The 23,953-nt window shown below is 63.8% G+C and carries 26 protein-coding genes, 1 pseudogene, 1 riboswitch and 1 other annotated feature; of the genes and pseudogenes, 11 read left to right on the top strand and 16 right to left on the bottom strand.

The window, feature by feature from the left end:
- Positions 1-1,287: type VI secretion system Vgr family protein (locus QCE58_RS18460; RefSeq protein ID WP_309780020.1), on the top strand; the 1,287-nt coding region annotated here is incomplete at its 5' end.
- 601 nt (positions 1,288-1,888) lie between these two features.
- Positions 1,889-2,010 (bottom strand) — a sequence feature (AL1L pseudoknot).
- Here the strand turns inward: QCE58_RS18460 and QCE58_RS18455 are convergent.
- The 3 genes and pseudogenes from QCE58_RS18455 to QCE58_RS18445 all read right to left on the bottom strand — a co-directional run.
- Positions 1,942-2,291 (bottom strand): annotated as a pseudogene (locus tag QCE58_RS18455) (transposase); the annotation flags it as partial. Its footprint overlaps the feature before it by 69 nt.
- Before the next feature lie 56 nt (positions 2,292-2,347).
- The gene (locus QCE58_RS18450) at positions 2,348-2,530 is read right to left on the bottom strand and encodes a SymE family type I addiction module toxin (RefSeq protein WP_250522180.1); all 183 of its coding nucleotides are present in this window, start codon (positions 2,528-2,530) and stop codon (positions 2,348-2,350) included.
- 288 nt (positions 2,531-2,818) lie between these two features.
- A complete protein-coding gene (locus QCE58_RS18445) occupies positions 2,819-3,040 on the bottom strand; it encodes a helix-turn-helix transcriptional regulator (RefSeq protein ID WP_250522179.1) in 222 nt (73 codons plus the stop codon).
- 227 nt (positions 3,041-3,267) lie between these two features.
- Between QCE58_RS18445 and QCE58_RS18440 the strand changes: the two genes are divergently transcribed.
- From QCE58_RS18440 to QCE58_RS18430, 3 genes are all read left to right on the top strand, one after another.
- Positions 3,268-3,525 (top strand): RHS family protein, encoded by a 258-nt coding sequence (locus QCE58_RS18440; protein WP_008347424.1) that lies wholly within the window; start codon positions 3,268-3,270, stop codon positions 3,523-3,525.
- Positions 3,526-3,677: 152 nt separating this feature from the next.
- Positions 3,678-3,992, top strand: a complete 315-nt coding sequence (locus QCE58_RS18435; protein WP_250522178.1) for a hypothetical protein — start codon at positions 3,678-3,680, stop codon at positions 3,990-3,992.
- Between the two features lie 16 nt (positions 3,993-4,008).
- Positions 4,009-4,269 (top strand): PAAR domain-containing protein, encoded by a 261-nt coding sequence (locus QCE58_RS18430; protein ID WP_250441119.1) that lies wholly within the window; start codon positions 4,009-4,011, stop codon positions 4,267-4,269.
- Between the two features lie 56 nt (positions 4,270-4,325).
- On the opposite strand, the gene QCE58_RS18425 is transcribed toward QCE58_RS18430, so the two are convergent.
- Positions 4,326-4,949 carry a LysE family translocator gene (locus tag QCE58_RS18425; RefSeq protein ID WP_250522177.1) on the bottom strand — a complete coding sequence of 208 codons (624 nt, stop codon included), beginning with the start codon at positions 4,947-4,949 and terminating at the stop codon, positions 4,326-4,328.
- 3 nt (positions 4,950-4,952) lie between these two features.
- Positions 4,953-5,579 (bottom strand): FMN-binding negative transcriptional regulator, encoded by a 627-nt coding sequence (locus QCE58_RS18420; protein ID WP_250437057.1) that lies wholly within the window; start codon positions 5,577-5,579, stop codon positions 4,953-4,955.
- Positions 5,580-5,665: 86 nt separating this feature from the next.
- On the opposite strand from QCE58_RS18420, the gene QCE58_RS18415 reads away from it, so the two are divergent.
- The gene (locus QCE58_RS18415) at positions 5,666-7,123 is read left to right on the top strand and encodes a PLP-dependent aminotransferase family protein (RefSeq protein ID WP_250522176.1); all 1,458 of its coding nucleotides are present in this window, start codon (positions 5,666-5,668) and stop codon (positions 7,121-7,123) included.
- 31 nt (positions 7,124-7,154) lie between these two features.
- Here the strand turns inward: QCE58_RS18415 and alr are convergent, their stop codons facing one another.
- Positions 7,155-8,258 (bottom strand): alanine racemase, encoded by a 1,104-nt coding sequence (gene alr / locus QCE58_RS18410; RefSeq protein ID WP_250441122.1) that lies wholly within the window; start codon positions 8,256-8,258, stop codon positions 7,155-7,157.
- Positions 8,259-8,432: 174 nt separating this feature from the next.
- On the opposite strand from alr, the gene QCE58_RS18405 reads away from it, so the two are divergent.
- The gene (locus QCE58_RS18405; RefSeq protein ID WP_008347415.1) at positions 8,433-8,864 is read left to right on the top strand and encodes a DUF6632 domain-containing protein; all 432 of its coding nucleotides are present in this window, start codon (positions 8,433-8,435) and stop codon (positions 8,862-8,864) included.
- On the opposite strand, the gene mntP is transcribed toward QCE58_RS18405, so the two are convergent.
- Both mntP and QCE58_RS18395 read right to left on the bottom strand, forming a co-directional pair.
- Entirely contained in the window at positions 8,830-9,399 is a 570-nt protein-coding gene (mntP, locus tag QCE58_RS18400) for a manganese efflux pump MntP (protein WP_250437052.1), read from the bottom strand. The genes QCE58_RS18405 and mntP overlap by 35 nt on opposite strands.
- A gap of 9 nt (positions 9,400-9,408) precedes the next feature.
- A riboswitch (yybP-ykoY riboswitch) is annotated at positions 9,409-9,579 on the bottom strand.
- Between the two features lie 95 nt (positions 9,580-9,674).
- Positions 9,675-11,375 carry a PQQ-binding-like beta-propeller repeat protein gene (locus QCE58_RS18395; RefSeq protein WP_250441124.1) on the bottom strand — a complete coding sequence of 567 codons (1,701 nt, stop codon included), beginning with the start codon at positions 11,373-11,375 and terminating at the stop codon, positions 9,675-9,677.
- Between the two features lie 119 nt (positions 11,376-11,494).
- Between QCE58_RS18395 and QCE58_RS18390 the strand changes: the two genes are divergently transcribed.
- The gene (locus tag QCE58_RS18390) at positions 11,495-11,617 is read left to right on the top strand and encodes a hypothetical protein (RefSeq protein WP_268811544.1); all 123 of its coding nucleotides are present in this window, start codon (positions 11,495-11,497) and stop codon (positions 11,615-11,617) included.
- A 41-nt stretch (positions 11,618-11,658) separates the two neighbouring features.
- Here QCE58_RS18390 and QCE58_RS18385 read toward each other — a convergent pair whose 3' ends face one another.
- From QCE58_RS18385 to QCE58_RS18375, 3 genes are all read right to left on the bottom strand, one after another.
- Positions 11,659-14,160, bottom strand: a complete 2,502-nt coding sequence (locus tag QCE58_RS18385) for a membrane-bound PQQ-dependent dehydrogenase, glucose/quinate/shikimate family (protein ID WP_250522175.1) — start codon at positions 14,158-14,160, stop codon at positions 11,659-11,661.
- Positions 14,161-14,318: 158 nt separating this feature from the next.
- Entirely contained in the window at positions 14,319-14,642 is a 324-nt protein-coding gene (locus QCE58_RS18380) for a hypothetical protein (protein ID WP_008347409.1), read from the bottom strand.
- Between the two features lie 52 nt (positions 14,643-14,694).
- Entirely contained in the window at positions 14,695-14,943 is a 249-nt protein-coding gene (locus QCE58_RS18375) for a hypothetical protein (protein ID WP_175981979.1), read from the bottom strand.
- Between the two features lie 121 nt (positions 14,944-15,064).
- On the opposite strand from QCE58_RS18375, the gene QCE58_RS18370 reads away from it, so the two are divergent.
- Positions 15,065-15,436, top strand: a complete 372-nt coding sequence (locus QCE58_RS18370) for a hypothetical protein (RefSeq protein ID WP_250522174.1) — start codon at positions 15,065-15,067, stop codon at positions 15,434-15,436.
- A 4-nt stretch (positions 15,437-15,440) separates the two neighbouring features.
- Here QCE58_RS18370 and QCE58_RS18365 read toward each other — a convergent pair whose 3' ends face one another.
- Together QCE58_RS18365 and QCE58_RS18360 are read right to left on the bottom strand one after the other, a co-directional pair.
- Positions 15,441-16,640 (bottom strand): amino acid aminotransferase, encoded by a 1,200-nt coding sequence (locus QCE58_RS18365; RefSeq protein WP_250437046.1) that lies wholly within the window; start codon positions 16,638-16,640, stop codon positions 15,441-15,443.
- Positions 16,641-16,689: 49 nt separating this feature from the next.
- Complete coding sequence (locus tag QCE58_RS18360; RefSeq protein WP_250522173.1) at positions 16,690-18,066, bottom strand: amino acid permease; 1,377 nt, start codon at positions 18,064-18,066, stop codon at positions 16,690-16,692.
- Positions 18,067-18,408: 342 nt separating this feature from the next.
- Here QCE58_RS18360 and QCE58_RS18355 point away from each other — a divergent pair, with 342 nt between their 5' ends.
- The gene (locus tag QCE58_RS18355; protein ID WP_008347402.1) at positions 18,409-18,669 is read left to right on the top strand and encodes a hypothetical protein; all 261 of its coding nucleotides are present in this window, start codon (positions 18,409-18,411) and stop codon (positions 18,667-18,669) included.
- 86 nt (positions 18,670-18,755) lie between these two features.
- On the top strand, positions 18,756-18,908 hold the full coding sequence (locus QCE58_RS18350; protein WP_162483411.1) for a hypothetical protein: 153 nt from the start codon (positions 18,756-18,758) through the stop codon (positions 18,906-18,908).
- 50 nt (positions 18,909-18,958) lie between these two features.
- Here QCE58_RS18350 and aroQ read toward each other — a convergent pair whose 3' ends face one another.
- The 3 genes from aroQ to QCE58_RS18335 all read right to left on the bottom strand — a co-directional run bounded on the left by aroQ (position 18,959) and on the right by QCE58_RS18335 (position 21,992).
- Complete coding sequence (gene aroQ, locus QCE58_RS18345) at positions 18,959-19,396, bottom strand: type II 3-dehydroquinate dehydratase (RefSeq protein ID WP_175981987.1); 438 nt, start codon at positions 19,394-19,396, stop codon at positions 18,959-18,961.
- 36 nt (positions 19,397-19,432) lie between these two features.
- The gene (locus tag QCE58_RS18340; RefSeq protein WP_309780010.1) at positions 19,433-20,491 is read right to left on the bottom strand and encodes a Gfo/Idh/MocA family oxidoreductase; all 1,059 of its coding nucleotides are present in this window, start codon (positions 20,489-20,491) and stop codon (positions 19,433-19,435) included.
- Between the two features lie 82 nt (positions 20,492-20,573).
- Entirely contained in the window at positions 20,574-21,992 is a 1,419-nt protein-coding gene (locus QCE58_RS18335; protein ID WP_008347399.1) for an MFS transporter, read from the bottom strand.
- 390 nt (positions 21,993-22,382) lie between these two features.
- On the opposite strand from QCE58_RS18335, the gene QCE58_RS18330 reads away from it, so the two are divergent.
- Complete coding sequence (locus tag QCE58_RS18330; RefSeq protein ID WP_175981991.1) at positions 22,383-23,951, top strand: sensor domain-containing diguanylate cyclase; 1,569 nt, start codon at positions 22,383-22,385, stop codon at positions 23,949-23,951.
- Positions 23,952-23,953 lie beyond the last annotated feature (2 nt).

The following is a 23,953-nucleotide window of genomic DNA, read 5'->3' as shown; positions in this document are numbered from 1 at the left end:
GAGTACGGCGGCAAGACGCAACTGAACCTGGGCTACATCGTCAACGCCGAAAGGCAGAAGCGCGGCGAAGGCTATGAGCTTCGCTCTGATTCGTGGGGAGCGCTTCGCGCCGGTAAAGGACTATTCCTTTCCGCCGATGCGCAGAAGACCGCGAGCGGTCAGACGCTCGACATGAGCGCGGCGCTCACGCAATTGCAGGCGGCGCAAGCACGCATGCAAAGCCTTTCCGATGCGGTCAACAAGGCCAAGGCCGTGGTCGCCGCGTGCGAGGCGCAGAAGTCGCTGCTGGAAACGCAACTCAAGGACTTGCAGCAGGCGGTCATCCTCGCATCCGCGCCGCATGGCGTTGCGCTCACGAGCGGCGAGCACATGCAACTGGCCGCGGGCGGGCATCTCTTCACCAGCACCGGCGGCAACGCCGACGCCGCGATCGGCGGCAATTACACCGTCGCGGCGGGCAATGCGGTGTCGCTCTTCGCCAATACGCAGGGCGTCAAGGTGACGGCCGCCGAGGGCAAGATCGACGTGCAGGCGCAAGGCGATGCGCTCAATCTCGCCGCGCTCAAGGGCGTGACGATCGCGAGCACGGAAGACGCGATCACGCTCAACGCCAAGAAGGAACTGACGCTCTATTGCGGCGGCGCGTACGTCAAATTGACGAGTACGGGCGTGGAATTTGGCGGCCCGGAGATCATCCTGAAGGGACCGATGCGCGTGCGTGAATCGGCCACCAAGCAAAGCGCGCTGCCGCTCATGCCGAAGCAGGAGCCGACCGGCATGCAGCTTTGGCACGCCTATCCGAACGGCGAGCCGGTCAAGAACGCGCCGTATCGCGTGGCGTATCCGGACGGTTCATTCAGATGGGGCACGCTCGACGAGAACGGCAAGGGGATGCTCGCGAACGTGCCGCGCGGCGGCGGGCGTATCGAGTATTTCGAGGATGGATATTCGATCAAGGACGACAAGCGCAGATGGACGCACCCCGCAGGCGTCGCCCAGACGCCAACAGAAGGTGCGGACGTGGCGTTGCCGAGCTTGACCGGTCCCGCCATGGCGGCTGTGCAGAACGCTTTACCAGCGCTCGCTGGACAAGCGGCATCGGTTGCTGCACTTACAGGCGGTGCGGGCGCAGCGCTCCACACGGCAGCGCAAACCGTTACCCAAGCCGCCATTGGCTCGATGGGTCAGCCACTCGGCCAGGTCACGCAACGCGCGGCCGGGACGCCACTGACGGGCATGGGACAGCAATCCACGCCGACGCTCGCCAAGTCCCTGACGTCGAAGTAACTCGCACTATTCACGCATAAGAACCAACAAGAAATGTCTACACCCGCAACACCGAGCAAGCCCGCGCCGCGACAGATCGCGCCGGCTATCAAACAGAATGCCGAAGAGCGGCGCGTCATTACTTACGAAATCACGCCCGCCAACCCGACGCCGAAGACCCGGCCGAAGCTCACGCAGGCCACCGTCGATTCGGTCAAGAACCACAGTCAGGAAATCTTCGTCCAGTGCCTTTACATGCTGCCTGTCGTCGGCAACGCCATGTCGTTGTCTGACGTGGGCATGGACATTTACCGCATTTGCAGCAAGCCGGGTGAGTCGAAGAGTTTTACGGCATGGGGCATCCTCGCCATCGACGCCATCGGCGTGATTCCAGCGGCAGGCAACGCGAGCCGTCCCGCGCGCGCGGTCGTCAGGGAGGTGCTGCTCGCGTTCGCCAAGGGCGCGGCGGCGGCCGTGCTGGTCGATCTGTTCTGGGCGACAGCGGGCGGCGACGCGATCGCCTTTATGGAGCAACTCGACGAGAAACTGAAGGGGTGGCGTTCCGAGATCGACGCCGGAATTGCAAATGCATCGCGCACCGTGCGCAGCTTCGTGAAAGACCCTGTGTCGGCCGGCAAGCAAATGGGTCTCATCAAGGAGAACACAGGCTTTCTGTCGTGGTTGATCGACGAACGCCTTCAGGATTTGAAACGGCGGCCGAGTTCCGCCTGGGCGAAAAACGCGCTCGCAACCTTGAGGATCTCGTTGGCACGACGCAGTTCCTTGACCTCGCGCTCCAGGGCCTTCAGCCGTTCGCGTTCGTCAGTCGTCACGCCATCGCGCTCGCCCTGGTCAACCTGATCACGCTTGATCCATTCGTGCAGCGTCTGCGGCGTGCACCCGATCATCGGCGCAATCGACTCGACCGCTGCCCACATCGACGGATGTTCGCTACGCTGCTCGCGCACTAAACGTACTGCACGCTCGCGAACCTCTGGCAAAAACTTGGTTGCCTTCTTGTTCATGGCTCCATTGTCTCAAGAGTGGGAGCCTCCACAAAATCCGGTGCGGTTCAGATCGTCTACTCGGCGGTAATGGTGAGCCGCCCGTGTTCAACATTGATTCTCACGCGCCGCCCTGCCTGAAATCCTGCCTGCTCGATCCATCGTCCGGCGAGTTTGAGCCGCGGAAAACGCGGCGGCTCGGTTCGCTGCCAGTAGGGTTTGGTAGAGCGGCTCTCGCGCTGCGACTGCTGAACGGTCACGAAGCGTTCCGTAACGTGTGGACGTGCTTTAAGATTCGCGTCAGCAATGATCAACTCCGTTAGCGAGTTGGTTGGTGGTCAGCGGGCCACGAGTGTTGACGCACTCCCGGCCCGCGCTTCGTGTACCGCGCTACATCTCTTTCCTCTCTACTACTGAGCTTGCGCGAGTACGGTTTCGAGCAACTGCGCGACGAACTGCTGCTTGGCGCGTGGCCGTTGCGCGAGGGCTTCGATGAGTTTCGGCCACTTGGGCATGGTGCCGCGCTTGTGCGGCGAAGTCTCGGTTTCTCAGAACGCATCCTCCAGCGAAACCGACAACAAGCGCGCCACGCTCGGTGGCGTCGAAACGGGAATGCGTCTGCGCCCGGTCACGTAAGAGGCGTGGCTTTGCTGAGTCAGTCCAAGGGCTTCGGCGATTTGCGTTTGCGTGATGTCGCTAGCTTCGCGGAACTGCGCCATCCGCGCGCCAAGAGCGACGAAAAACGAGCGTGGTGAACCGATGACCGTCAAGACCAAGCCTTCGGGCGCTGCGCGGCCTTGACGGATTCGGGCGCGGTGGGCGAAGACTTGCGCGAACGTGGCGCATCGGTGTGCTTCGGCCAAGTTCCGCCGCGTCTGCGGTCGGCCTGCGGCCGCCGTCAGCCACTGCGGGTAACGAGCAAGCGTTACTCGGACGAGTCGCATAGTTCGGGCTACCGATGAGCGTCTAGAATCGCGTCTACAAAAATAATTCTCTCGTGCATGAGCTCGTCGAGCTGGACGGCTTGCTGGATAAGGGACTGCGGCCTGCGCGCGAGGAGTTTGTGTCCAGGCGAAGTCAGACGGGGCTTCATTACAACCGGCATCCGTACGATGATCCGGCGACGGGCAGATTCATATCGAAGGACCTGATTGGCCTTACGGGCGGACTCAACGCCGTTGCCGCCGATCGGGATATTCAAGTCAAGGTAGACGAATCGAATCGTCGCAATCGAAGAATCATCGAAGGCCGCTAGAGAGACTCGACAATGGAAACATGCCAGAAGGACGGAGCGTCCGTAAGATACACGTCTGCCCGGTGGTCTTGCCGTGGGTGAACATGTCGTTAGCGTCGAGCAAGAAAAGCTACGGGCCTTCCTGAGACGACGATGAACAAAGGAGTTGATCGATGGATATTCATCTCAAGAAGGCGTACGAGATTCATGTTGGTCAAGGCATCGACCAGCAAAGGCTACTCGACGCCATCGCCGCTGAACTTGGCGCTCGCGGTATCAGGCGTGATTCCTACCGCTTAGGTGACGACCCGCATATCGGGTTTGGAGAGTTGCGCCTGTCCGAGGAAGATGGTTACTGGGTCGTATGCGTCGACGAGCGAGGCACCTCGTTCAATCCTTGCATATTCACCAACTATTTCGACGCGGTGAAATTCTTCATCTTCGAATTGTCCGGCGCAAGCGCTGAACCGATCTGGAAAAACCTCTAACCGCACGATAACGAAAATGACTTCAATCGCATGCATAGGCGACGCAACGACCCACGGCGGCCGCATCATCACGGGCTCCGACACGATGGACATCAAGGGCCGCGGGGTCGCGAGAATGGGCGACTTGGTGACATGCCCCGAACACGGCACGAACCCGATCATTCAGTGTTCCGATATGTTGATCGACACGAACGGCAATGGCGTCGCGCTGGATGGGCATCTGACCGCCTGCGGCAGCCGTGTGCTTGCCGTCGAAAGTCACGGCAGTATTGATTAGAAGCCCTCTTCAGGGAAGGTCATGCGAGCAACAGATAATCGCGTGAGGCCGGTTCCCTAACTCGGGATCGCCCTCCGCGCAAACGCGAGATATCCACCCAATGCCAGCATGACGACGCCCGAGGTCCGCGTGAGCATCCTCGCGTGGGCGACGCGTGCGGCGCTCGACTTCAGCAGACGCGAAGCGGCGAGCACCGCGCCCACGTCGACAAGCGTATTAAGCACGACGCAAATGCTCCCGAGCATCGCCAGTTGCGGAATCAGCGCATGCCCCGGCGAAACGAACTGCGGAAGAAAGGCGAGAAAAAACAGCGCCGTCTTGACGTTGAGCGCTTCGACCAGGACGCCTTCGCGAAACGCACGCCGCGCACCGTGCGATGCAACCGGCGCGACGCCGCCCGCTTCGCCTTCGCGAAACAGAAGCCGAACGCCCAGATAAATCAGATACGCCGCGCCGACGTACTTCACGACGCTAAAGAGCGTCGCCGAGCGCGCGATCAACAGGGATAGCCCGAGCGCCGCCGCGGCCACATGGACGAGACCGCCCACCGCCGTGCCGAGACACGACGCCATGCCTTCGGAACGACCACCAGCGACAGTGCGAGCCACGACATACGCGAGGCCCGGACCGGGCGTAATGGCGAGAACGATCGCCGCGATCAGAAAAGCAATAAAAGCCATGAACTAGTCTCCCGCCCGCACCATCACCCGCGCCAGCTCCCCCTTCCCCCGCGCGTCGAGCGCATCCGCGGCGCCGATCCGATCGCGCGTTTCCTTGTTCTGACTCAGCTTCGACTTGCCGACAAGCGACGTCACCGCGATTTCGATGCCCACGATATTCCGCAGCATCCCATCGATGAATTCGCGCTCGGAATCGCCCATCTTCCACGGCTTCGGCTCGTTCGCCTCGTGCCGCCGCGTCAGACGCGCGACGAGACCGCGCACGAACTGCTCGTCGTCGCGCACGGTGAGCACGCCGTGCGCGTGCACGACTTCGTAGTTCCACGTCGGCACTTGCCGATGCGTCTCATGCTTGCTCGGATACCAGTTCGGCGAGACATAACCCTCCGCGCCGCGAAAAATCACCATGACCGGCGTGCCGCCCGGGCAACGCTGCCACACGTCGTTGGCGCGCGCGACGTGCGCCGTCAGCAAGCCATGCTCGCCCTGCGCCGGATCGAATTCGAACGGAATGTGATTGGCGTCGAGACCGGCGGCGTCGTGCGTCACCAGCATTCCGAGCGGATGCGCACGAATGATCCGATGCAGCTCTTCAGGGCGAGTCTCGGCGAAATGCGGCGGAATATACATCTTGGATGCCCGATGGAAAGTGGCGGAACCCCGTCACTATCGCCCGAAACAGGCACAATAAGAAGATCCAGTTTCGAGCAATTTTCATGGTCCAGTTGAAAGACGCCATCGGCACCGGACGGCGCATTTACGATCTGCTGCGCGCCCAGATCGCCGATGGCACGTTGCCCGCCGGCGCTCCCGCACCTTCTACGCGCGCGCTGGCCGCCGATCTCGGCGTCTCGCGCACGACCGTCACGGCAGCGTACGAACAGCTCGCGGCGGAGGGCTTTCTCGTCACGTCGGCGGGACGCGTGGCGCGAGTCGCCACGCCGCCGATGCCGCTCGCGCCGCCGATTCCCGCGCGCGCCGAACGCACCGCGCCCGCCCTTTCCGCCTATGGCCGGCGCGTTTCCACACTGCCGATGCCCGTTCTCGCGCAAGTGACGAAAGGCAGCATCAACTTCCTGTACGGCGCAGTGTCCGCGCGCGACTTTCCTTCGTTGATCTGGAAACGCGCGTATCAAGCCGAACTGCTGCATCAACCGGACAGCCTCTATTACGTCGCGCCCGAAGGCGACGCGTCGCTCAGGCGCGCGTTGCAGGCGTATCTCGGCCGCGCGCGCGGGCTCGTCTGCGATAGCGATCAGATCGTCGTCGTGAACGGCACGCAGCAGGCGCTCGATCTTTGCGCGCGCCTGCTGCTCGATCCCGGCGACGCCTTCGCATTCGAAGATCCCGGCTATCTGATCGCGCGGCATTGCTTCGAGGCATCGGGCGGCGTGGCGCTGCCGGTGCCCGTCGACGAACACGGTCTCGATACGCGCGGCCTTCCCGCCGATGGACGCGCGCGGCTCGCCTACGTGACGCCATCGCACCAGTTTCCGCTGGGCGGCGTGCTGCCGATCGGCCGCCGTCTCGAATTGCTCGAATGGGCGCAACGGCACGACGCGTGGATCATCGAAGACGATTACGACGGCGAGTTCCGATACGGCCAGCGCCCGATCGACGCCTTGCAATCGATCGATACGAATGGCCGCGTGATCTACATCGGCACGTTTTCGAAGGCGCTTTCGCCGCATCTGCGGCTCGGCTACATGATCCTGCCGCACGATCTCGTGCCGGCGTTCCGTCAGGCGAAGCGGCTCGCGGATCGTCATTCGGCCGTCATCGATCAGCGCGTGCTCGCGGCGCTAATCGAAAGCGGCGCGTATGAGCGTCACGTGCGGCGCGTGCGGCGCGAATACGAACGGCGGCGCGCGGCCTTGCTCGACGCCATCGCCGATCTTCTTCCGAAGCGCGCGCACGCGACGGGCACGGCTGCCGGATTGCACGTCACGCTGTGGCTGCCCTTCATCGACGCGGCGCACGAAGCCGCGCTCGTCGCCGCCGCGCATGCGAAGGGCGTGGGCGTCTATCCGGTGTCGCCGCTTCATGTCGCGCCGTGCGGCGGCACGTCGAACCGGACGGCCGGGCTCATCCTCGGCTATGCGAGCGTGCCGGTCGAGCAGATCCGCAAAGGCATCGAAATCCTCGCCGATGTGATCGCGCATTTTCGAACGTAAGCACTGCCTTCGAGACGCGTCATCGTGAGCGTCATGCCGAATGCGCTTCTGCCCGATTCGAAACGCCCGCGTCGATCGCGACGGGCACGCGCCGCGCGAGCGCGCACATCAACTCGTAGCCGATCGTGCCGGACGGTTCGGCCACTTCATCGACCCGGACGCGTTCGCCCCATAGTTCCACCGGCGATCCGATGCCCGCAGCCGGACACGGCGCGAGATCGACGGTGAGCATGTCCATCGACACGCGTCCGACGATGCGCGTACGCACGCCATCGACGATGACGGGCGTGCCCGTCGGGGCGTGACGCGGATAGCCGTCCGCGTAGCCGCATGCGACCACGCCGATCTTCATCGCGCGATCCGCGGTGAAAGTGCGGCCATAGCCGATCGTCTCGCCCGCCGCGAGCGTCTGCACGCCGATGATGCGGCTCTCGAGCGTCATCGCCGCGCGCAACGGGAAATGCTCGATGTGGCGCGCGCAGCCCGTCGGCGAGGCGCCGTAGAGGATCGTGCCCGGCCGCACCCAGTCGCGATGCGCGCGCGGATGCCACAGCACCGCCGCCGAATTCGACAGCGAGCGCGTGCCGGGAAGATCGCGCGTGGCCGCTTCGAATTCGTCTATCTGCCAGTCGATCGCGCCTTCGTCGGCGTTCGCGAAGTGACTCATCAGGCCGATCGAGCCGATCGCCGCGATATCCGACGCCCTTTTCCAAGCCTCGACGAATTCGCCCGGCCGATAGCCGAGCCGGTTCATGCCCGAGTTCATCTTCAACTGTATGTCGATGCGCTCGTTCGGCCGCGCCGCCTTCAGCAACGCAAGCTGCTCGTCGCAATGCACCGTGACCGTGAGCCGGTGACGATCCGCCGTTTCGACATCCGCGGGCTCGAAAACGCCTTCGAGCAAAAGAATCGGCTTTTTCCAGCCGAGCTCGCGCACGCGCACGGCTTCATCGAGATCGAGCAGCGCGATGCCGTCGGCTTCAGCGAGCGCCGGATAAATGCGCTCGATGCCGTGACCATAAGCATTCGCCTTGATGACGGACCACACGCGCGACGACGGCGCCGTGCGTTTGACAAGTTGAAGATTCTGTCGGATGGCGTCGAGATGGATGCGCGCGGAAATCGGACGTGGCATGACGTGCTGGATTTGTGGTTGAAGGCAGTGGAATGATGAATCGTATCGGCCTAATGGCAGTCGTTGTTATTTTATTTGCGCCGATTTTTGGTGGAAAGGCCTGCCGCCATCGATGGCTTTCGCGGTGCGCTTCGCGGTATCTTGTCGCTCATGTCGCGCCGCCAAGGAGCCGCCATGAACGACGCCCGTCGCCTCGCCTGCCTGCGCATCGTGCTCGCCGTCGTCGGGCTGATCGCGCTCTTCGCCTTCTATCCGCTCATGCTGCTCTGGCCTTCAGGATGGGCGTGGGATGCCGGCCACGAAGGCCATTCGGAATACGCGATGATGATCGTCGGCATCTACGCGACGCTCGGCGTTTTCCTGCTGATCGCATCGCGCGAGCCGATGAGGCATCTGAGCCTCATCTGGTTCACGGTGTGGTCGAGCGTCGTGCACGGCGCGATCATGGCCGTGCAGTCGTTCGGCGGCGCGGGGCGCCACCTCGGTCATCTGGCGGGCGACGTGCCCGCGCTTTTCATCGTCGCCGCCGTGCTCGCGATTCTCACGCCGCGCGGCGGCAAGGCGCGCATCCTCAGCCGAGATGGCCGAGATGTTCGGCCAGAATGACGCTGCCGACGCCGATCAGAATCAGCCCGCCGACGATTTCCGCCCGCTTGCCGATCGTCGCGCCGACGAGCCGGCCGACCATCACGCCGATCGTCACCATCAGCATCGTCGCGAAACCGATGGTCGCGGCCGTCGAGAAGATATCGACATCGATGAACGCGAGGCCCGCGCCGACCGCCATCGCGTCGATGCTGGTCGCGAAACCGGTGAGCGCCAACACCCAGAACGAATGCGAATTGGGCTTTTCCGCTTCGTGGCTCACGCTGCTGAAACCTTCGCGGATCATGCGCGCGCCGAGCAGGAAGAGCAGGCCGAACGCGATCCAGTGATCCCACGCGGTGACATACTGCGCGGCCGCCCTGCCGAGCGCCCAGCCGACGAGCGGCGTCAGGGCTTCGATCACGCCAAAGATCACGCCGGTCTTCAACGCTTCCGCGATGCGCGGCTTGTGCAGGGTCGCGCCCTTGCCGACGGCTGCGGCGAACGCGTCGGTGGACATGGCGAAGGCTAGAAAAATTGTGGAGGCGAGATTCATCGAGTAGCGCTCTGGTCGGGCAAGATGGAACGACAGAACGCGCGCCCGACCGGTCGCGAATTCTGTCGATGGTCTTGCCAACCTTTGATGGCTGCTCATGCCACGGCCTGAACGACCGAGCGTGTTGACATGAGCGCTTTCCCTGTGCAGGAAAGCCGGCTACTCCCCAGCGAAGAACCGAGAGCTTAACATGACTTCGCGACCGTTCCACGGCGTTTCGGCTAGTTGCGGCGCGCTCGCGGCGTCACGCCCGGCGCCGCGTTCGCGCGCCGATCCTATTTCGACAACAGCCCGAACACGGCGACGCCGTTCTTCGTGCCGACATACACCTTGCCGTTCGCGATCATCGGCGTGATGAACTTGTTGCCCGCACCGAACTGGTCGCGCGTGCCGGCGTCGTTGCTGCTGTAGAGCTGGCGCGCGAGATTGGCCGCGTCGTAGGCGCGCAGCGCGCCTGTCGCGCCGTTCTCCGCCGCCCACAGAATGCCGTTCGCCGTGCCGTTCGCGGAAATGCTCGGCGTCGCGCCGGGGAAGCCGAACGCATTCGACGTCTGACTCGTCGACGTCGCCGAAAGCAACGCGTTGCTGACCGCGAACGCCCGAATGCTGTCGCCGACCGCGCCGAAATAGACCGTGTTGTTGAAATACGCGGGCGCGCCGAACATCGCCCCGCGAATCTGGCCGACGAGTTCCTGATAGATGTGGTCCGCGTTCGAATCGAACTTGCCCATCGAGAAGCGGTTCACGACGTAGATCGTCGAGTTCTTGCCCGCGCCGATCGCCAGATGCCGGACCGTGCCGCCCGCATCGGTGAAGTCCGGCAGCACCATCGCGCCGCCGGAACCGAGATCTTCGTCCTCGTTCGACTCCTGCACCGTGTTCGACGGCTCGAAATAGTCCTGCACCCTGAGCGGCGACGTTTCCAGCCGCAAAAAACCGTTGCCGAAGTTGCCGTTGATCGGCATCTCCTGCGCGTTTTGCGTCGGATCGAAGGTGCCGTTGGCGTCGAGGAAAAAGATCGCCTGGCCGTCCGATGCGAGGCCCGCGCCGCTCATCCAGATCGAGCCCATCTGGCCGTTCGGCGTGAGGTTCAGCACGCTCGCCTGTTGCAGGGTCGCGGCGTCGTAGCCCATGACCCAGCCGGTGTACGGCATGAAGTCGCAATGCGAAGTCCACGCCGTGTAGACGACGCCGTTCAGCAGCAGCAACGCCGCGCGCTCGGCGTACTGGCCGGGATCGAACGTCAGCGTGCCGTTCTGGCTGCCCGCGCCGTTGCCCGGATACGTCGCCCGGATTTCGGTGGGGCCGTTGAAGAGCTCGGCGCCCGTCGCGACATCGAGCGCGTGAATGCGCTGGTGATACGCGCCCGACGCATCCTTCGACATGCCGACGACATACATCGCGCCGTTCGGGCCGCGCGTCCGGTCGATGACCGGCGTCGCCGTGACACCGATTGTCGGCGTGATCTGATGACAGTTGTGGTCGTCGCTCGGCGACTCGCCGCTGCCGAGCGTCGAGACTTTCCACAGCACCGCGCCGCTGTCGGCGTCGAAAGCGTAGACGCTGGCGTTTTCCGTCGCGACGTAGAGCACGTTGCGCGTGCCGCCCGCGATCGGTACGCCCGCCAGAAAGAGCGGCTGCGCGTCGACGGCGCCATCGACGGAAAAGAGCGCGAGCTTGCCGAAAGTACGCTGATTGACGTTCGCCGGCGTGAGGACGGTTTCCGCGAGTTGCTGTCCGGTGCGCGCGATGTCGTTGTGCCAGGTGACGACATCTTTCGACACCGCAGCCAGAGGCGCCGATGCCCCCGCCGGGCTCGATGCCCCCGACGGGCTCGATGCCGCCGGCGGCGCGCCGCCGCTCGCCGCAGACGAAGTGGCGCTATCGCCGGAACCGCCACTGCACGCGACGACGATCGCCGCGATGAGCACAACGGCGCCGATCGCCGCGATACGAGCCGGAAAGTGCGTCTTCATCTGGATGCTCCTTCAGAGCGTTTCGCCTTTGCGTACGGTCAATTCCCCGAAAGATATTTGTTGCAATGCGTCATAATGTGCTAACCTAGGGTTATTACCTAGTTAGTACGGAGTTCATCATGGGAATCATCGCTGCCACGCCGATCGCCCTCGTTTCCTTCATCGTCGCCGCCGTCCGCAATGCGCTGAGCGCGCGCGCGAAGGTCAGCGCGCTCATGGCCGAGGCTTATCGCCGGACGTAACGTGCAGGCGCGGGAGAAAATTCCCGCGCTTTTTTTCGCATTCACTGCAACGCATAGGCGATCACATAATCGCCCGCCTTCGTGCCGAGCGAGCCATGACCGCCCGCCGTCACGAGCACATATTGCTTGCCGCTTGCATCGGCGTAGCTCATCGGCGTGGCCTGACCGCCCGCCGGCAGACGCGCCTCCCACAGCTTCTTGCCGTCGCGCACGTCGTAGGCGCGCACGTATTGATCGAGCGTGCCCGTCAGGAACGCGACGCCGCCCGCCGTCACGATCGTCCCGCCGAGGCTCGGCACGCCGAGCGGCATCGGAATCGGCAGCGGCGCGCTGTCGAAGATGGTGCCGTTCTTGTGCATCCACGCAATCTTCTGCGTGCGCAGATCGACGCCCGCGATGTAGCCCCACGGCGGCGCCTGGCACGGAATCCCGAGCGGTGAAAGAAACGCGCTGATCTCAAAGCCGAACGGCGTACCGCGCGCGAGCTTGATACCGCTCGTTTCGCTGCCTTTCTTCTCGCCGTTGTCCTCGGGAATCTTGTCACGCGGAATCAGCTTCGACGTGAACGCCATGTAGTCCGGATTCGCGATCAGAATCTGCCGCACCGGATCGACGGAAATCCCGCCCCAGTCGAATACGCCGAAGTTACCCGGAAACACGAGCGACCCCTGCTCCGACGGCGGCGTGTACGGCCCGTCGTAGCGCAGGCTCCTGAACTTGATGCGGCACCAAAGCTGATCGAACGGCGTCGTGCCCCACATGTCCGCCTCCGTCACGCGCGGCGGGTTGAAGTTGAGCGCGGAAACGGCCTGCGTCGGCGCGGTGTGATCGCCTTTCGCCGCGCCGCCCGGCACGGCGACTTCGCTGATCGGCACGATCGGCTGGCCGGTTTCGCGATTCAGCACGTAGATGCTGCCCTGCTTCGTCGATGCGATCAGCGCCGGCTGCGTGCCCTGCGCCGTCTGCAGATCGACGAGCGTCGGCTGCCCGCCCACATCCATATCCCACAGATCGTGATGCGTGAACTGATAGTTCCAGCGCAGCTTGCCCGTCGCGGCATCGAGCGCGACGACGCCCGCGCCGAACTTCTCGGCCTGTGGCGTGCGCTCGCCGCCCCACTGATCGGGCGTCTGGTTGCCCATCGGCAGAAAAATCATGCCGCGCTTTTCGTCGACGCTGAACATCGACCACATGTTCGGCGAATTGCGCACATAAGTGCCGCCCGCCGCGATCGGTTCGGTGACGTCCGGATTGCCTGGATCCCAGTTCCAGACGAGATGGCCGTCATTGACGTCGAACGCGCGGATCACGCCCGACGGCTCGTTGTTCGATTCGTTGTCGGTCACATGACCGCCGACGATCACGAGATTGCGGAACACCGCCGGCGGCGAGGTCGAGTAATAGCCGCCCGGCGTGAACGGCCCGATATTCGCGCGCAAATCGATTGCACCGTTCTTTCCGAAGCTCGCGCACGGCTTGCCGGTGTCCGCGTCGAGCGCGATCAGGCGGGCGTCGGCGGTCGGAAGGAACAGGCGATGCGGACATTCGGCCTGCGCCGTGGTTTGCGCGGGCGTCCGCACGGGCGCGGACGCTTCCGTGGGCGCGGATGCGTCGGCAGGCGCGGAGGCCGCATCGGCTTCGGCGGGCGCGCTGGCTTCGGGCGCGGCGGCAGCGGGCATCGGATGCATCGACGCATCGTAATAAGCGACGCCCCGGCAAGTCATGTGCTCCCAATGCTTGAACCCGATCGGACTCTGAATCCGCGGATCGAAACGCCACTTTTCCTTGCCGCTCGCGGCATCGAGCGCGATCGCCTTGCTATGCGGCGTGCACAGGAAAATCGTGTCGCCGACCTTGAGCGGCGTGTTCTCGTCGGTGGTTTCGGTCGGATCGTCGGGGCCGGGCATGTCGCCGGTGCGATACGTCCACGCCACCTTTAGCCGATGCGCGTTATCCGGCGTGATCTGGGCGAGCGGCGCGTAACGCTGCGCGAGCGGCGAGCCGCCATAGTCGACCCAGTCGCCCGCCGCGCGGCCGGTCGCGGCGTTGGCATCGGGCTGATTGGCGTCGGCGGCGACGTTCACGTCGATGCGCCCCGGCCGGTCGTGCGGATGATTGAACCAGGTGCCGACGCCGAGCAGCAGCGTGAGGATGATCGCGGCGGCGAGCGGCGTGCGCGCGGCGCGCGATGTCGAAGGCGGCCCGAACAACGCGCCGCGATGCACGAACGGAATCAGCAGCCAGATCGCGAGCAGCAGCCAGATCCACAGGCGCGGCATCAGTTGCCAGAAATCGAAACGCACTTCGACGACGGCCCAGATCGTCGAGGCGAACAGGAACAGCGCGAAAAGCAGCAATGCGGAGCGCCGCCGGATCAACAACAAGAGCCCGGTCAGCAGGATGGCCGCACCCGCGATCACGTAGTACCACGATCCTTTGAGCGCAACGAGATACGCTCCGCCCGCCGCCAGCAACACGCCGATGACGATAAACACGATGGCCGTAAAGAACGTGAGCGGACTGAGTCTGCCGTTGCCAGCCATGCTGAATCCTCCGTGACGATGAAAGGCGGAACACGGCCGTCGCGCGGTCGTGGTTCGGACGCTGTCGCGTGGAGGAACGGAGCAATCGCTGTGCCGTTCGGCGGGGAACGGGCGCGTGCGAGGAGTGCTTACGGATGACTTGCCGAATGAAGCCTAAATCACAGCGCCCGCGGCCAGAGCCCGCCGTGTGCGCTCGGGGGCATGACGCCTGCGACGAACGCGGCCTTCAGATCGGCGCGTTCGGAGAAACGCGGCGCATCGAACCACGCGAGGAAATCGTCGCGCCAGACGCCCCAGGCGTTTTCGTCGAAATCGAAGTCTTCGTCGAGGCGGCCGTTGTCGCGCAAATAGGCGCCGACCACTTGCGTGCCGTTCCAGTACGCGACGGCGACATCACTGAGATCGGCCGTCACGCCGCGCGGCAGATCGCGCAGCATCATCGCGACGTGCGCCTTGAACGATTTGAATTCGGTCGGTCTCATCGCCTGCTCCGCTTCAAAAAAGTGCGTGAAAAAACTGCGTGCGCGTGCCCGTTCATCTGAACACGCCCTTGTTCAAGTCTTTTTCGAACGCGGCGGTCCATTGCGTGCCGTGTCCGATGCGATATTCGCGTTCCTTCAACGTGGAACGTCGCGTGATGGTGACGACGCCCTGCAACGGATAAACATCGTCCACGACATCGGACGCGCCGCCTTCGTGCACCAGAAAATCGCTCTCGTCGAGCCGATGGCGCGCGAGAATCGCGAGGAAATCCGCTCTTTCGTCCGGCGCGATCACAGTCATGTCGCCCTCCATGATCGAATGCTGCTTCCATTCAAAGTAGCACACGCGCGGAGGAACGTCGGCGCGTATCTTGCGAGGAGCGCGGGACGGCGCACGCGCTTTTTCCGGGAGTCGATAGCCGATGAATCGCAAAACGATGTTTCTATGCGCAGCGGCGCTGGCCGTCTGCACGCACGCACGCGCCGACGACGCCGTCTGCGGCACGCTCGAAAGCGCCACGAACGGGCAGGACGGCATGATCGCGCTGCGCGAAGGGGAAAGCGTGAATTTCTGGCGGGGCGGCGCCGTGCGGCACGGCGCGCTGCATGTGTACAAGGACGGCGAGGTGTATCGCGTGTACTGGCAGCCGGAAGGAAGCGGCGATATCTACGTGCTCGCGAACGAAGGCACGAGTGCCGTGCGGCTCATTCTGACGCCGCCGCGCGGCACGAAAGTCGAGACGGGACCGGGCAGCCTTCCGCCGCAGAAAGTGCTGTCCTGTCCCGCGATGTAGCGATTTACTTCGCCGCCAGCACCTTGCCGATGGCATCGGCGACGATCTGCACGTTGCTGTCGTTCAGGCCCGCGACGCACATGCGGCCCGAGCGCAGGATGTACACGCCGAATTCCTCCTTGAGCCGGTCGGCTTGATCCGCGACCAGACCCGTGTACGTGAACATGCCGCGCTGCTTGATATACCGCGTGAGCATCTCGCCGCGAACGTGATCCTTCAGTCCGTCGTGGATCGCCTGACGCATGCGCGCGATGCGCTGGCACATCGACGCGAGTTCCTTTTCCCACGACTGTTTAAGTTCGGGCGTGTTCAGCACATGCGTGACGATCTTCGCGCCGTGCGTCGGCGGATTGCTGTAGTTCGCGCGTACCGCGCTCGTCAGCTGGCCGAGCACGCGATCGGCTTCGGCGGCATCGTCGCAAATGACGTGCAGGCCGCCGCAGCGCTCGCCGTACAGCGAGAAATTCTTCGAGAACGAATTGGCGATGAACGCCGGCACGCCACGGCGCGCGAGTTCGCGCACGGCGAACGCGTCGTCGTCGAGACCGGAACCGAAGCCCTGATACGCCATATCGACGAACGGCAGCAGATCGCGCTTTTGCAGCACGTCGATGATCTTCACCCATTGCGCCTGATCGAGATCGACGCCCGTCGGGTTATGACAGCACGCGTGCAGCAGCACGACGCTCTTCGCGGGCAGCTTGTCGATGGCGTCGAGCATCGCATCGAAGCGCAGTCCGCCGGTGGCTTCGTCGTAATACGGATACGTGTTCACTTCGAAACCCGCGCGCTCGAAGATGAAACGATGGTTCTCCCACGTCGGATCGCTCACCCACACTTGCGACTTCGGAAAGTAGCGCTTGATGAAATCCGCGCCGACCTTCAGCGCGCCCGATCCGCCGAGCGTCTGCACGCTCGCGATGCGGCCATCGGCGCGCGCCGGGCTGTCGTTGCCGAACACGAGCGCCTGCACGGCGTCGCGATAATGCGCGAAACCGGCCATCGGCAAATACGGTTTCGGGCCGAGGTCTTTCAGGATCGACAGTTCCGCCTCGCGCACGGCCTGCATCACGGGCAAACGGCCTTCGTCGTCAAAGTAAATGCCGATGCTCAGGTTGACCTTATTGGTGCGCGGATCTTTCTGGAAGTTTTCGTTCAGCGACAGGATCGGGTCGCCGGGGTAAGCATCGATATGTTCGAACATGGTGACTTATAGGACGAGAGAGGACGAGAGATCAGCAAGCGCGGCCGCGTCAGTCTCCGCGCGCGGCCCGAGTTTTGAGATAGTAGCCGATTCCGAGAACGGCCAGCCAGACCGGAATCAGGTACACGGACAGGCGCAGATCCGGAATCTCGTACATCACCCAGACGATGCCCGCGAGAAACGCGAGCACGACGTAGTTCGTGAACGGATGCAGAAAGCTCGGAAACGAGGTCGCTTCGGCGTTCGCGCGCTTCTGCCGGCGGAACATGAGATGGATGATGCTGATCATCGCCCAGTTGATGACGAGCGCCGACACCGCGAGTCCCATCAAGAGGCCGAACGCGCGCCCCGGAATCACATAGTTGATGACGACGCACGCCGCCGTCACCAGCGCCGACACCGCCAGCGCCGCGAGCGGAATGCCGCGTCCGCTCACGTTGAGCAGCGCGCGCGGCGCGTTGCCTTGCTGCGCGAGGCCGTACAGCATGCGGCTGTTCGCATAGACGCCGCTGTTGTACACGGAGAGCGCGGCCGTCAGCACGATCACGTTGAGCACGTTCGCGACGACCGTGCTGTTCATCTCGCGGAAAATCAGCACGAACGGACTGCCGCCGGTCGCGACCTTGTCCCACGGATAAAGCGACAGCAGCACGCCGAGCGCGCCGACATAAAAAATCAGGATGCGATAGATGACCTGATTGGTCGCGCGCGGAATGCTGCGCGACGGGTCTTCCGCTTCCGCCGCCGTAATGCCGACGAGCTCCAGCCCGCCGAACGAGAACATGATGACGGCCATCGACATGACGAGCCCGTGCACGCCGTTCGGAAAGAAGCCGCCGAGCCGCCAAAGATTCGCGACGCTCGCTTCCGGCCCCGCCTTGCCCGACGCGAGCAGCCAGCCGCCGAACAGGATCATGCCGACGATCGCCGCCACTTTGACGATCGCGAACCAGAACTCCGTCTCGCCGTAGGACTTCACGCTCGTCAGATTGATCGCGTTGACGATCACGAAGCACGCGAGCGCCGATATCCACATCGGCAATCCCGGCCACCAGTACTGCATGTAGATGCCCACGGCCGACAGCTCCGCCATGCTCACCAGAATGTAAATGGCCCAGTAGTTCCAGCCGGAGATGAAACCGGCGGCGTGGCCCCAGTATTTATCGGCGAAATGGCTGAAGGAACCGGCAACCGGCTCGTCGACGATCATCTCGCCGAGCTGACGTATGATGAAGAACGCCATCAGCCCGGCGATCGCGTAACCGAGCAGCACGGATGGCCCGGCGAGCTTGATCGTCTGCGCGACGCCGAGAAAAAGCCCGGTGCCGATCGCGCCGCCGAGCGCGATCAACTGGATGTGGCGACTCTTGAGTCCGCGTTTGAGTGTGTGCAGCGAGGGTGTTTCGTTCGTCGTGGGTGAAGCCATGTCGATGTCTGTTGCACTGCAAAAATTACTGCGTTCATGGATCGAACGATCGCGCGTACCGTTTGATCCGACCTTTTAGTCTGCTTTTTGGTAAGAAACTGTTGTTTTTTCGTGCGGATGACCCCACAAGCCGCTGCAAAAAAGGCCGATTATCAGCGGACGGATCTGCGATTTTACCGCCCGGCGGCCGCAAAGCCTTGATGGGCGGGCGTATAGCAGCCGTGCTCCGAATCGCGGAAACGGACATCAAACGAATTGAGGCCGGAATCAGGGCTTGTTCGGAGGATTACTCGAGGCGTCGCGGCGTGAGAATCGCATCATCCACTCACGACGGGGGTCGCCATGTATCAGACGATGGAAGGAAACGCCAGGCCGCATCGAACGGCGCAGCGTTTCGGCGAAGGATCGCAGGACAGCGCGGCGACACAAGCGGAATTGCTGAGCGCGCTGCAGTCGGTGTCGGACAACATCATGCGTCTCGCCGGGAAGCTGCACGGCGATCCGAACGCCACCGACGACGATGCAGAGACCATTACCGAGCAGCATGCGTTCGCGCAAGAGCTGATCGGACGTTTGCTGGCGCTGCCCGCGTCGCAAACGTAACGGACCAACAGGGCCAACAGAAGGCGGGCAGCGGTGACGGCAAAGCCGCCCGCGCTCGGAGCATCGGGGAGAAGGATATGAGCTACTTGACGATCATCGCGGTGGTCTGGGCTGTTTGCGCGGTGGGTGCGGTGTTGTTCATCCGCGGCGCGGCGCAACGCAATCACGAACCGCTGCGCAAGCAGAGCGAACGCGAGCCGGTCGCGCCCGCGTCGAAGGATTTCAGTCGCCCGGCCTGACCCGATGACACGGCGAAGCGCCCACACGCTTCGCCGTGAAGGCATCGGCCTTATTTGATCGCGGCGACTGCTGCGCGCAAGCCCAGCAAGTAGCTATCGACGCCGAAACCGGAAATTTGCCCTCGCGCGATTTCCGCGAACACCGATTTGTGGCGGAACTCCTCCCGCGCGTGCACGTGCGACATGTGCACTTCGATGATCGGCGCCTTCAGGATCGCGAGCGCATCGCGGATCGCGTAGCTGTAGTGCGTCCACGCACCCGCGTTGATGACGATCGCATCGACGTTTTCTTCGAACGCGCGATGAATGCGCGAGCACATCTCACCTTCGATATTCGTCTGGTAGCACTCCACCTCGACGCCGAGTTCCTTGCCGAGCGCGGCCATCTGCTCGTCGATTTGCGCGAGCGTCGCCGTGCCGTACTGCTTCGGGTCGCGCTTGCCGAACATGTTGAGGTTGACGCCGTGCAGCGTCAGGATCGTTGCCATGTGATTTCCTTGAACTGGAAGGGGAATTGAAAAGATTCAGGCGGTCTCGACGATCCTGCCGCTCGTGGCGGCAAGAACGATGGCCTCGGTGATCCGCAGATTCTGCAGTCCGTCGCGCGCGCTGACAATAGGTTCGGCTTCCCCGCGCGCCACGCGCCCGAAATGTTCCATCTGATGCGCGAGCGGATCGTCGCGCTGCATCGCCACGACGTCTTCGTCGAACGGCTTCCACCATGATCGATCTTCGGCCTTCGCGTAGGACTTGAGACGCATCGTCGGCACGGAAAGCGAGCCGAACGTGCCCGCGATCACGTAGCAGTCTTCGTCGGGATACGTGGAATACGCCTTGTTCTCCTGCGACGTCTGCTCCCAGCTTCGCGGGCACGCGGCGGTGTCGGACAGCATGAACGTGCCGAGCGCGCCGCTCGCGAAACGCAGATTGATCGCGACCGTATCTTCGACGGGAAAGCCGCGCGTCGCGTGCGATGCGAACGCCTGCACCGCGACGATATCGCCGCACAGCATCCGCAAGTTGTGCACCTCGTGGATCATGTTGAGCAGGATCGGCCCGCCGCCCGGCTCGCGTCGCCACGGCGCGCTGGCGTAATACTCGTCGGGCTTGAAGAACACCGCGCTGCCCATCACCGCGACGAGCTTGCCGAGCCGCCCTTCGTCGATGACCTGCTTCGCGCGCGCCATGATCGGGCTGTGCGCGCGATGATGGCCGATCAGCACTTTCGCGCCGGAATGCTCCACTTCATCGACGAGCATCTGCGCTTCCTCGACCGTCGGCGCGATCGGCTTCTCCAGCAGGATCGGCACGCCCGCCGCGATGCACACGCGCGCATGTTCGACGTGCAATTGATTCGGCGTCGCGAGCACGATGCCGTCCGGGCGATCCTTCGCGAGCAGTTCGTCGAGCGTTTTGTAGAGCGGCACGCCCGCCTTCTGCGCGATGTCGACGGCGGCGGGCGCCGGATCGACGATGGCCGAGAGCGTGCACGTCGTGCTCGCCTGCGCGACGCCCATGTGCGCCTGACCGATATAGCCCGCGCCCGCCACCGCGATACGCGTCTTGCCTGAGTCTGTATTCACTTCGATTCACCGTGTTGAAAAAGCGCGAGTTCACCCCGGCGGCGCTGTCGCGCCGCCTGAGCAAGGAAAGAGGACATGAGCTTCAGGAAGTGCGCGCGTTCGCGACCGATTCCGCGCGCAGGCGGTCGTACTCGGACTTCTCGACCGGCCGCGCGTCCGGCTCGCCGAGCTGGTTGAGCGGAATCCGGTACGTCTCCCGCGCGCTCCACGCGGCGATCGCCGAGATGATCGTGACGGCGAGCGTGATTGAACCGATCATGACCGGAATGTTCGTCGATCCGGGCGGCGCGACGCTCGCGAACAGCGCGGGCAACAGCGCCGTGATGGTCGTGCCGATGTTCTGCGAGATCGCCATCGCGGAGACGCGCGTGCGCGTCGGGAAGAGTTCGGGATAGAAGCTCGGGAAGATCGCGTTGTAGCCCTGATAGACGATGCCCCACATCAAGAGCGACGCGACGATCGCCATGCCGACGTTGTGAATGCTGATCGCGTAGAGATACAGATACGACAGCAGCCCCGAGGCGATCGCCCCGACGATGATCGGCGGCCTGCGCCCGATCTTGTCGGAGAGATTGCCGACGATCGGAATCACGATGACGGCGAGAATATTGCCGACGACCGGAATCCACAGATACACGCTCTTGTGAAAGCCGATGCCGTACGCCGCCTGCACCGCATACGCCGCGCCGAAGATCGTCGCGACCACGGGAATCACGTTCATCAGCGCCATGCAGACGACGCGGATCATGTCGGGCAGGTTGTACTTGAAGGCGTCGACGATTGGCGAGCGCGGCACCGCGCCCTTCTCGCCTTCCTTCTCGAACGCGGGCGTCTCGTGCACTTCGCGCCGGATGATGTAGCCGGCAACCAGCACGAACGCCGAAAGCAGGAACGGAATGCGCCAGCCCCATGAATTGAACGCATCCTCGGGCATGTAGTACGCGAGCGGCAGGAACACGGCGGCGGCGAGAATCTGTCCGGCCTGCACGCCTTGCAGCGTGAAGCTCGCGAAGAAACCGCGGCGTCCGAATGGCGCGTGTTCGAGAATCATCGAGCTCGCGCCGGAGATTTCGCCCGCGACCGCGAAGCCCTGGACGAGCCGCAGGATTACGAGCAGCGTCGGCGCGAGCATGCCGACGCTGTGATACGTCGGCAAAAGTCCGACGGCCATCGTCGAGAAGCCCATCAGGAACATGCACAGCACGAGCACGGTCTTGCGGCCGTGCGTATCGCCCCAATGACCGAGCACGAATGCGCCGATCGGACGCGCCACGTAACCGACGCCGTAGGTCGCGAGCGACGCGACGATCGCCACTTTCGGATTGCCCGAAGGAAAGAAGAGTTGCGGAAAGATCAGCGCGGCGGCTTGCGCGTAGATGAAGAAGTCGTAGTACTCGAGCGCGGAGCCGATCCAGCCGCTCGCGGTCGCCTTCTTCGTCTGCTTGTGGTGCTCGGCGTGCGACCCGCCTTTGGCACCGGGTGAGAGAGAGTTCGTGTCCATGACGTCTCCTTTTATGAATCGCCCGACGGTTTCTGTGGCCATCTTTCCGCGAAACTGCTTCTTTCATCCTCACCGACGACGCCTTCGCGGCATGGCGCGCAGGACATCAAACATGATCGTCTCTGAAACGAAAGCTTTCGATGAGGCAAAACCCGGCGTCAGGCCAGGTTGAAAGACTTGAGCCCTAAATTACTATGTCCGCGCGAAAACATAATCCGGCTCGAAGGAAAGTCAGAATGCGCTCTCAGCGAATAATCGACGCTCACCACGCCTGAGCCGCCGCTAAGTCTTGCCTAAAGAACACGCAGACGCCGCCGTATACACGATTACCGGCGGTGATCGCATCACCGCCGCCTTCGTATTCATCCTCTCGCCGGCCCGGTCTTGCGTATGTCAGGCAATCCGTCCTTGATCGATTCGATTCTGGCCACGCCGGCGACCGCGGACGGACGGATCACGCCTGCCGTTCGCGCATCGCTGCTGTCGACGCTTGTCGAAGACATCCGCCCGCTGCTGCTGTCCGGCATCTCCGGCGCGTTCGTCGCGATGATCGCGCTCGGACGCCAGCCGTCCCTCTGGACGATGCTCTGGCTCGCCGCCGACGCGCTTCTGCTCGCCACCCGCCTTTCGATCGTCGGCCGATATCGCGCGCTGAGCCGCACGGACGCGCCGCAGCCCGGCCGGTGGGCCGCGCGCTATGCGCCGTTCGGGCTGCTGGCCTGTCTCGTGACGGGCCTCGGCGCGATGGGCTGCGTGATCTCGGGCGACGCCGTGCTCGCGTCGCTCGCGATCATGGTGACGGCCGGCCTGCTCGGCGGCGTCGCGTCGCGCAACGCGGGCACGCCGCATCTGGCGATCGCGCAGGTGTGCCTCGGCGCGCTGCCGATCGGCGTCGGCGGGCTGTTCGGGCCGTCCGGCTACTGGATTCTCGTGCCGCCGCTCGTCCTCTATATCGCCGCGATGTGCGCGGTCGTGCAGCGGCACTATCGCGGCCTCGTCGCGCTGATGACCGCCAAGGAAAGCCACGCCGAAATCGCCACGCGCTTCGACGCGGCACTCGCGCACATGCCGCACGGCCTCTGCACCGTGGATGCGTCGGGCAGGGTGGTGATCGCGAATCGCAAGGCGGCGGAGCTGTTCGGCGCGACCATCGACATGCTGCGGCTGAACGTGTCGCTGCCGGAGTTCATCGGCTATGCCGCGCTCGCGAAATTCGGCGAGACACCGCGCGCGCAGCTTGCCGAGCGATGCGCGCAATGGCTCGAAAGCGGCCATCCGACGCTCGACCTGCCCTTGCGCGACGGACGGCATCTCGAACTGAGCCGCAATCCGGTGCCCGACGGCAGCGCGGTCATCATCATCGAGGACGTGACGGAGCGCCGCAAAGCCGAAGCGAAAATCCTGCAATGGGCGCATCACGATTCGCTGACGGGCCTGCCGAACCGGCGCTATCTCGGCGACCAGGCCGGGCGTCTGATGGCGGGCGGCGCGGGCCGCGAGAAAGTGACAGTGATGTACGTCGATCTCGACGGCTTCAAGCACGTCAACGACACGCACGGCCACAATGCCGGCGACGAACTGCTGAAGCTCGTCGCCGACCGCCTGCGCAACGCGATGCGCCGCGGCGAGCTGGTCGCGCGTCTGGGCGGCGACGAGTTCGCGATCGTCGCCACGTATATCGCGCACGCGGCCAACGTGGTTTTCGCGCGCAAGATCATCGGCGAGCTGTCGGCGCCGTACACGCTCGAATCCGGGCAGACGGTGCGCGTGGGCGTGAGCGTCGGCATCGCGCTGGCGCGTCCGGCGGAGTCGTTCGAAAGCGCATTGAAGCGCGCCGATGCCGCGCTGTACGAAGCGAAATCGGAGGAACGCGGCACCTATCGCTTCGCCGATCGCGACGGCGACTCCATCGCGAGCGACGAACAAGCCGTCGCGAACGACCGCGGCCGCGCCTGGTAAGC

The sequence above is a fragment of the Caballeronia sp. LZ028 genome, from assembly GCF_031451415.1.
Classification (GTDB): domain Bacteria; phylum Pseudomonadota; class Gammaproteobacteria; order Burkholderiales; family Burkholderiaceae; genus Caballeronia; species Caballeronia zhejiangensis.
The sequence above is the reverse complement of the archived record's forward strand: the minus strand, read 5'-3'. Positions and strand labels throughout refer to the sequence as shown.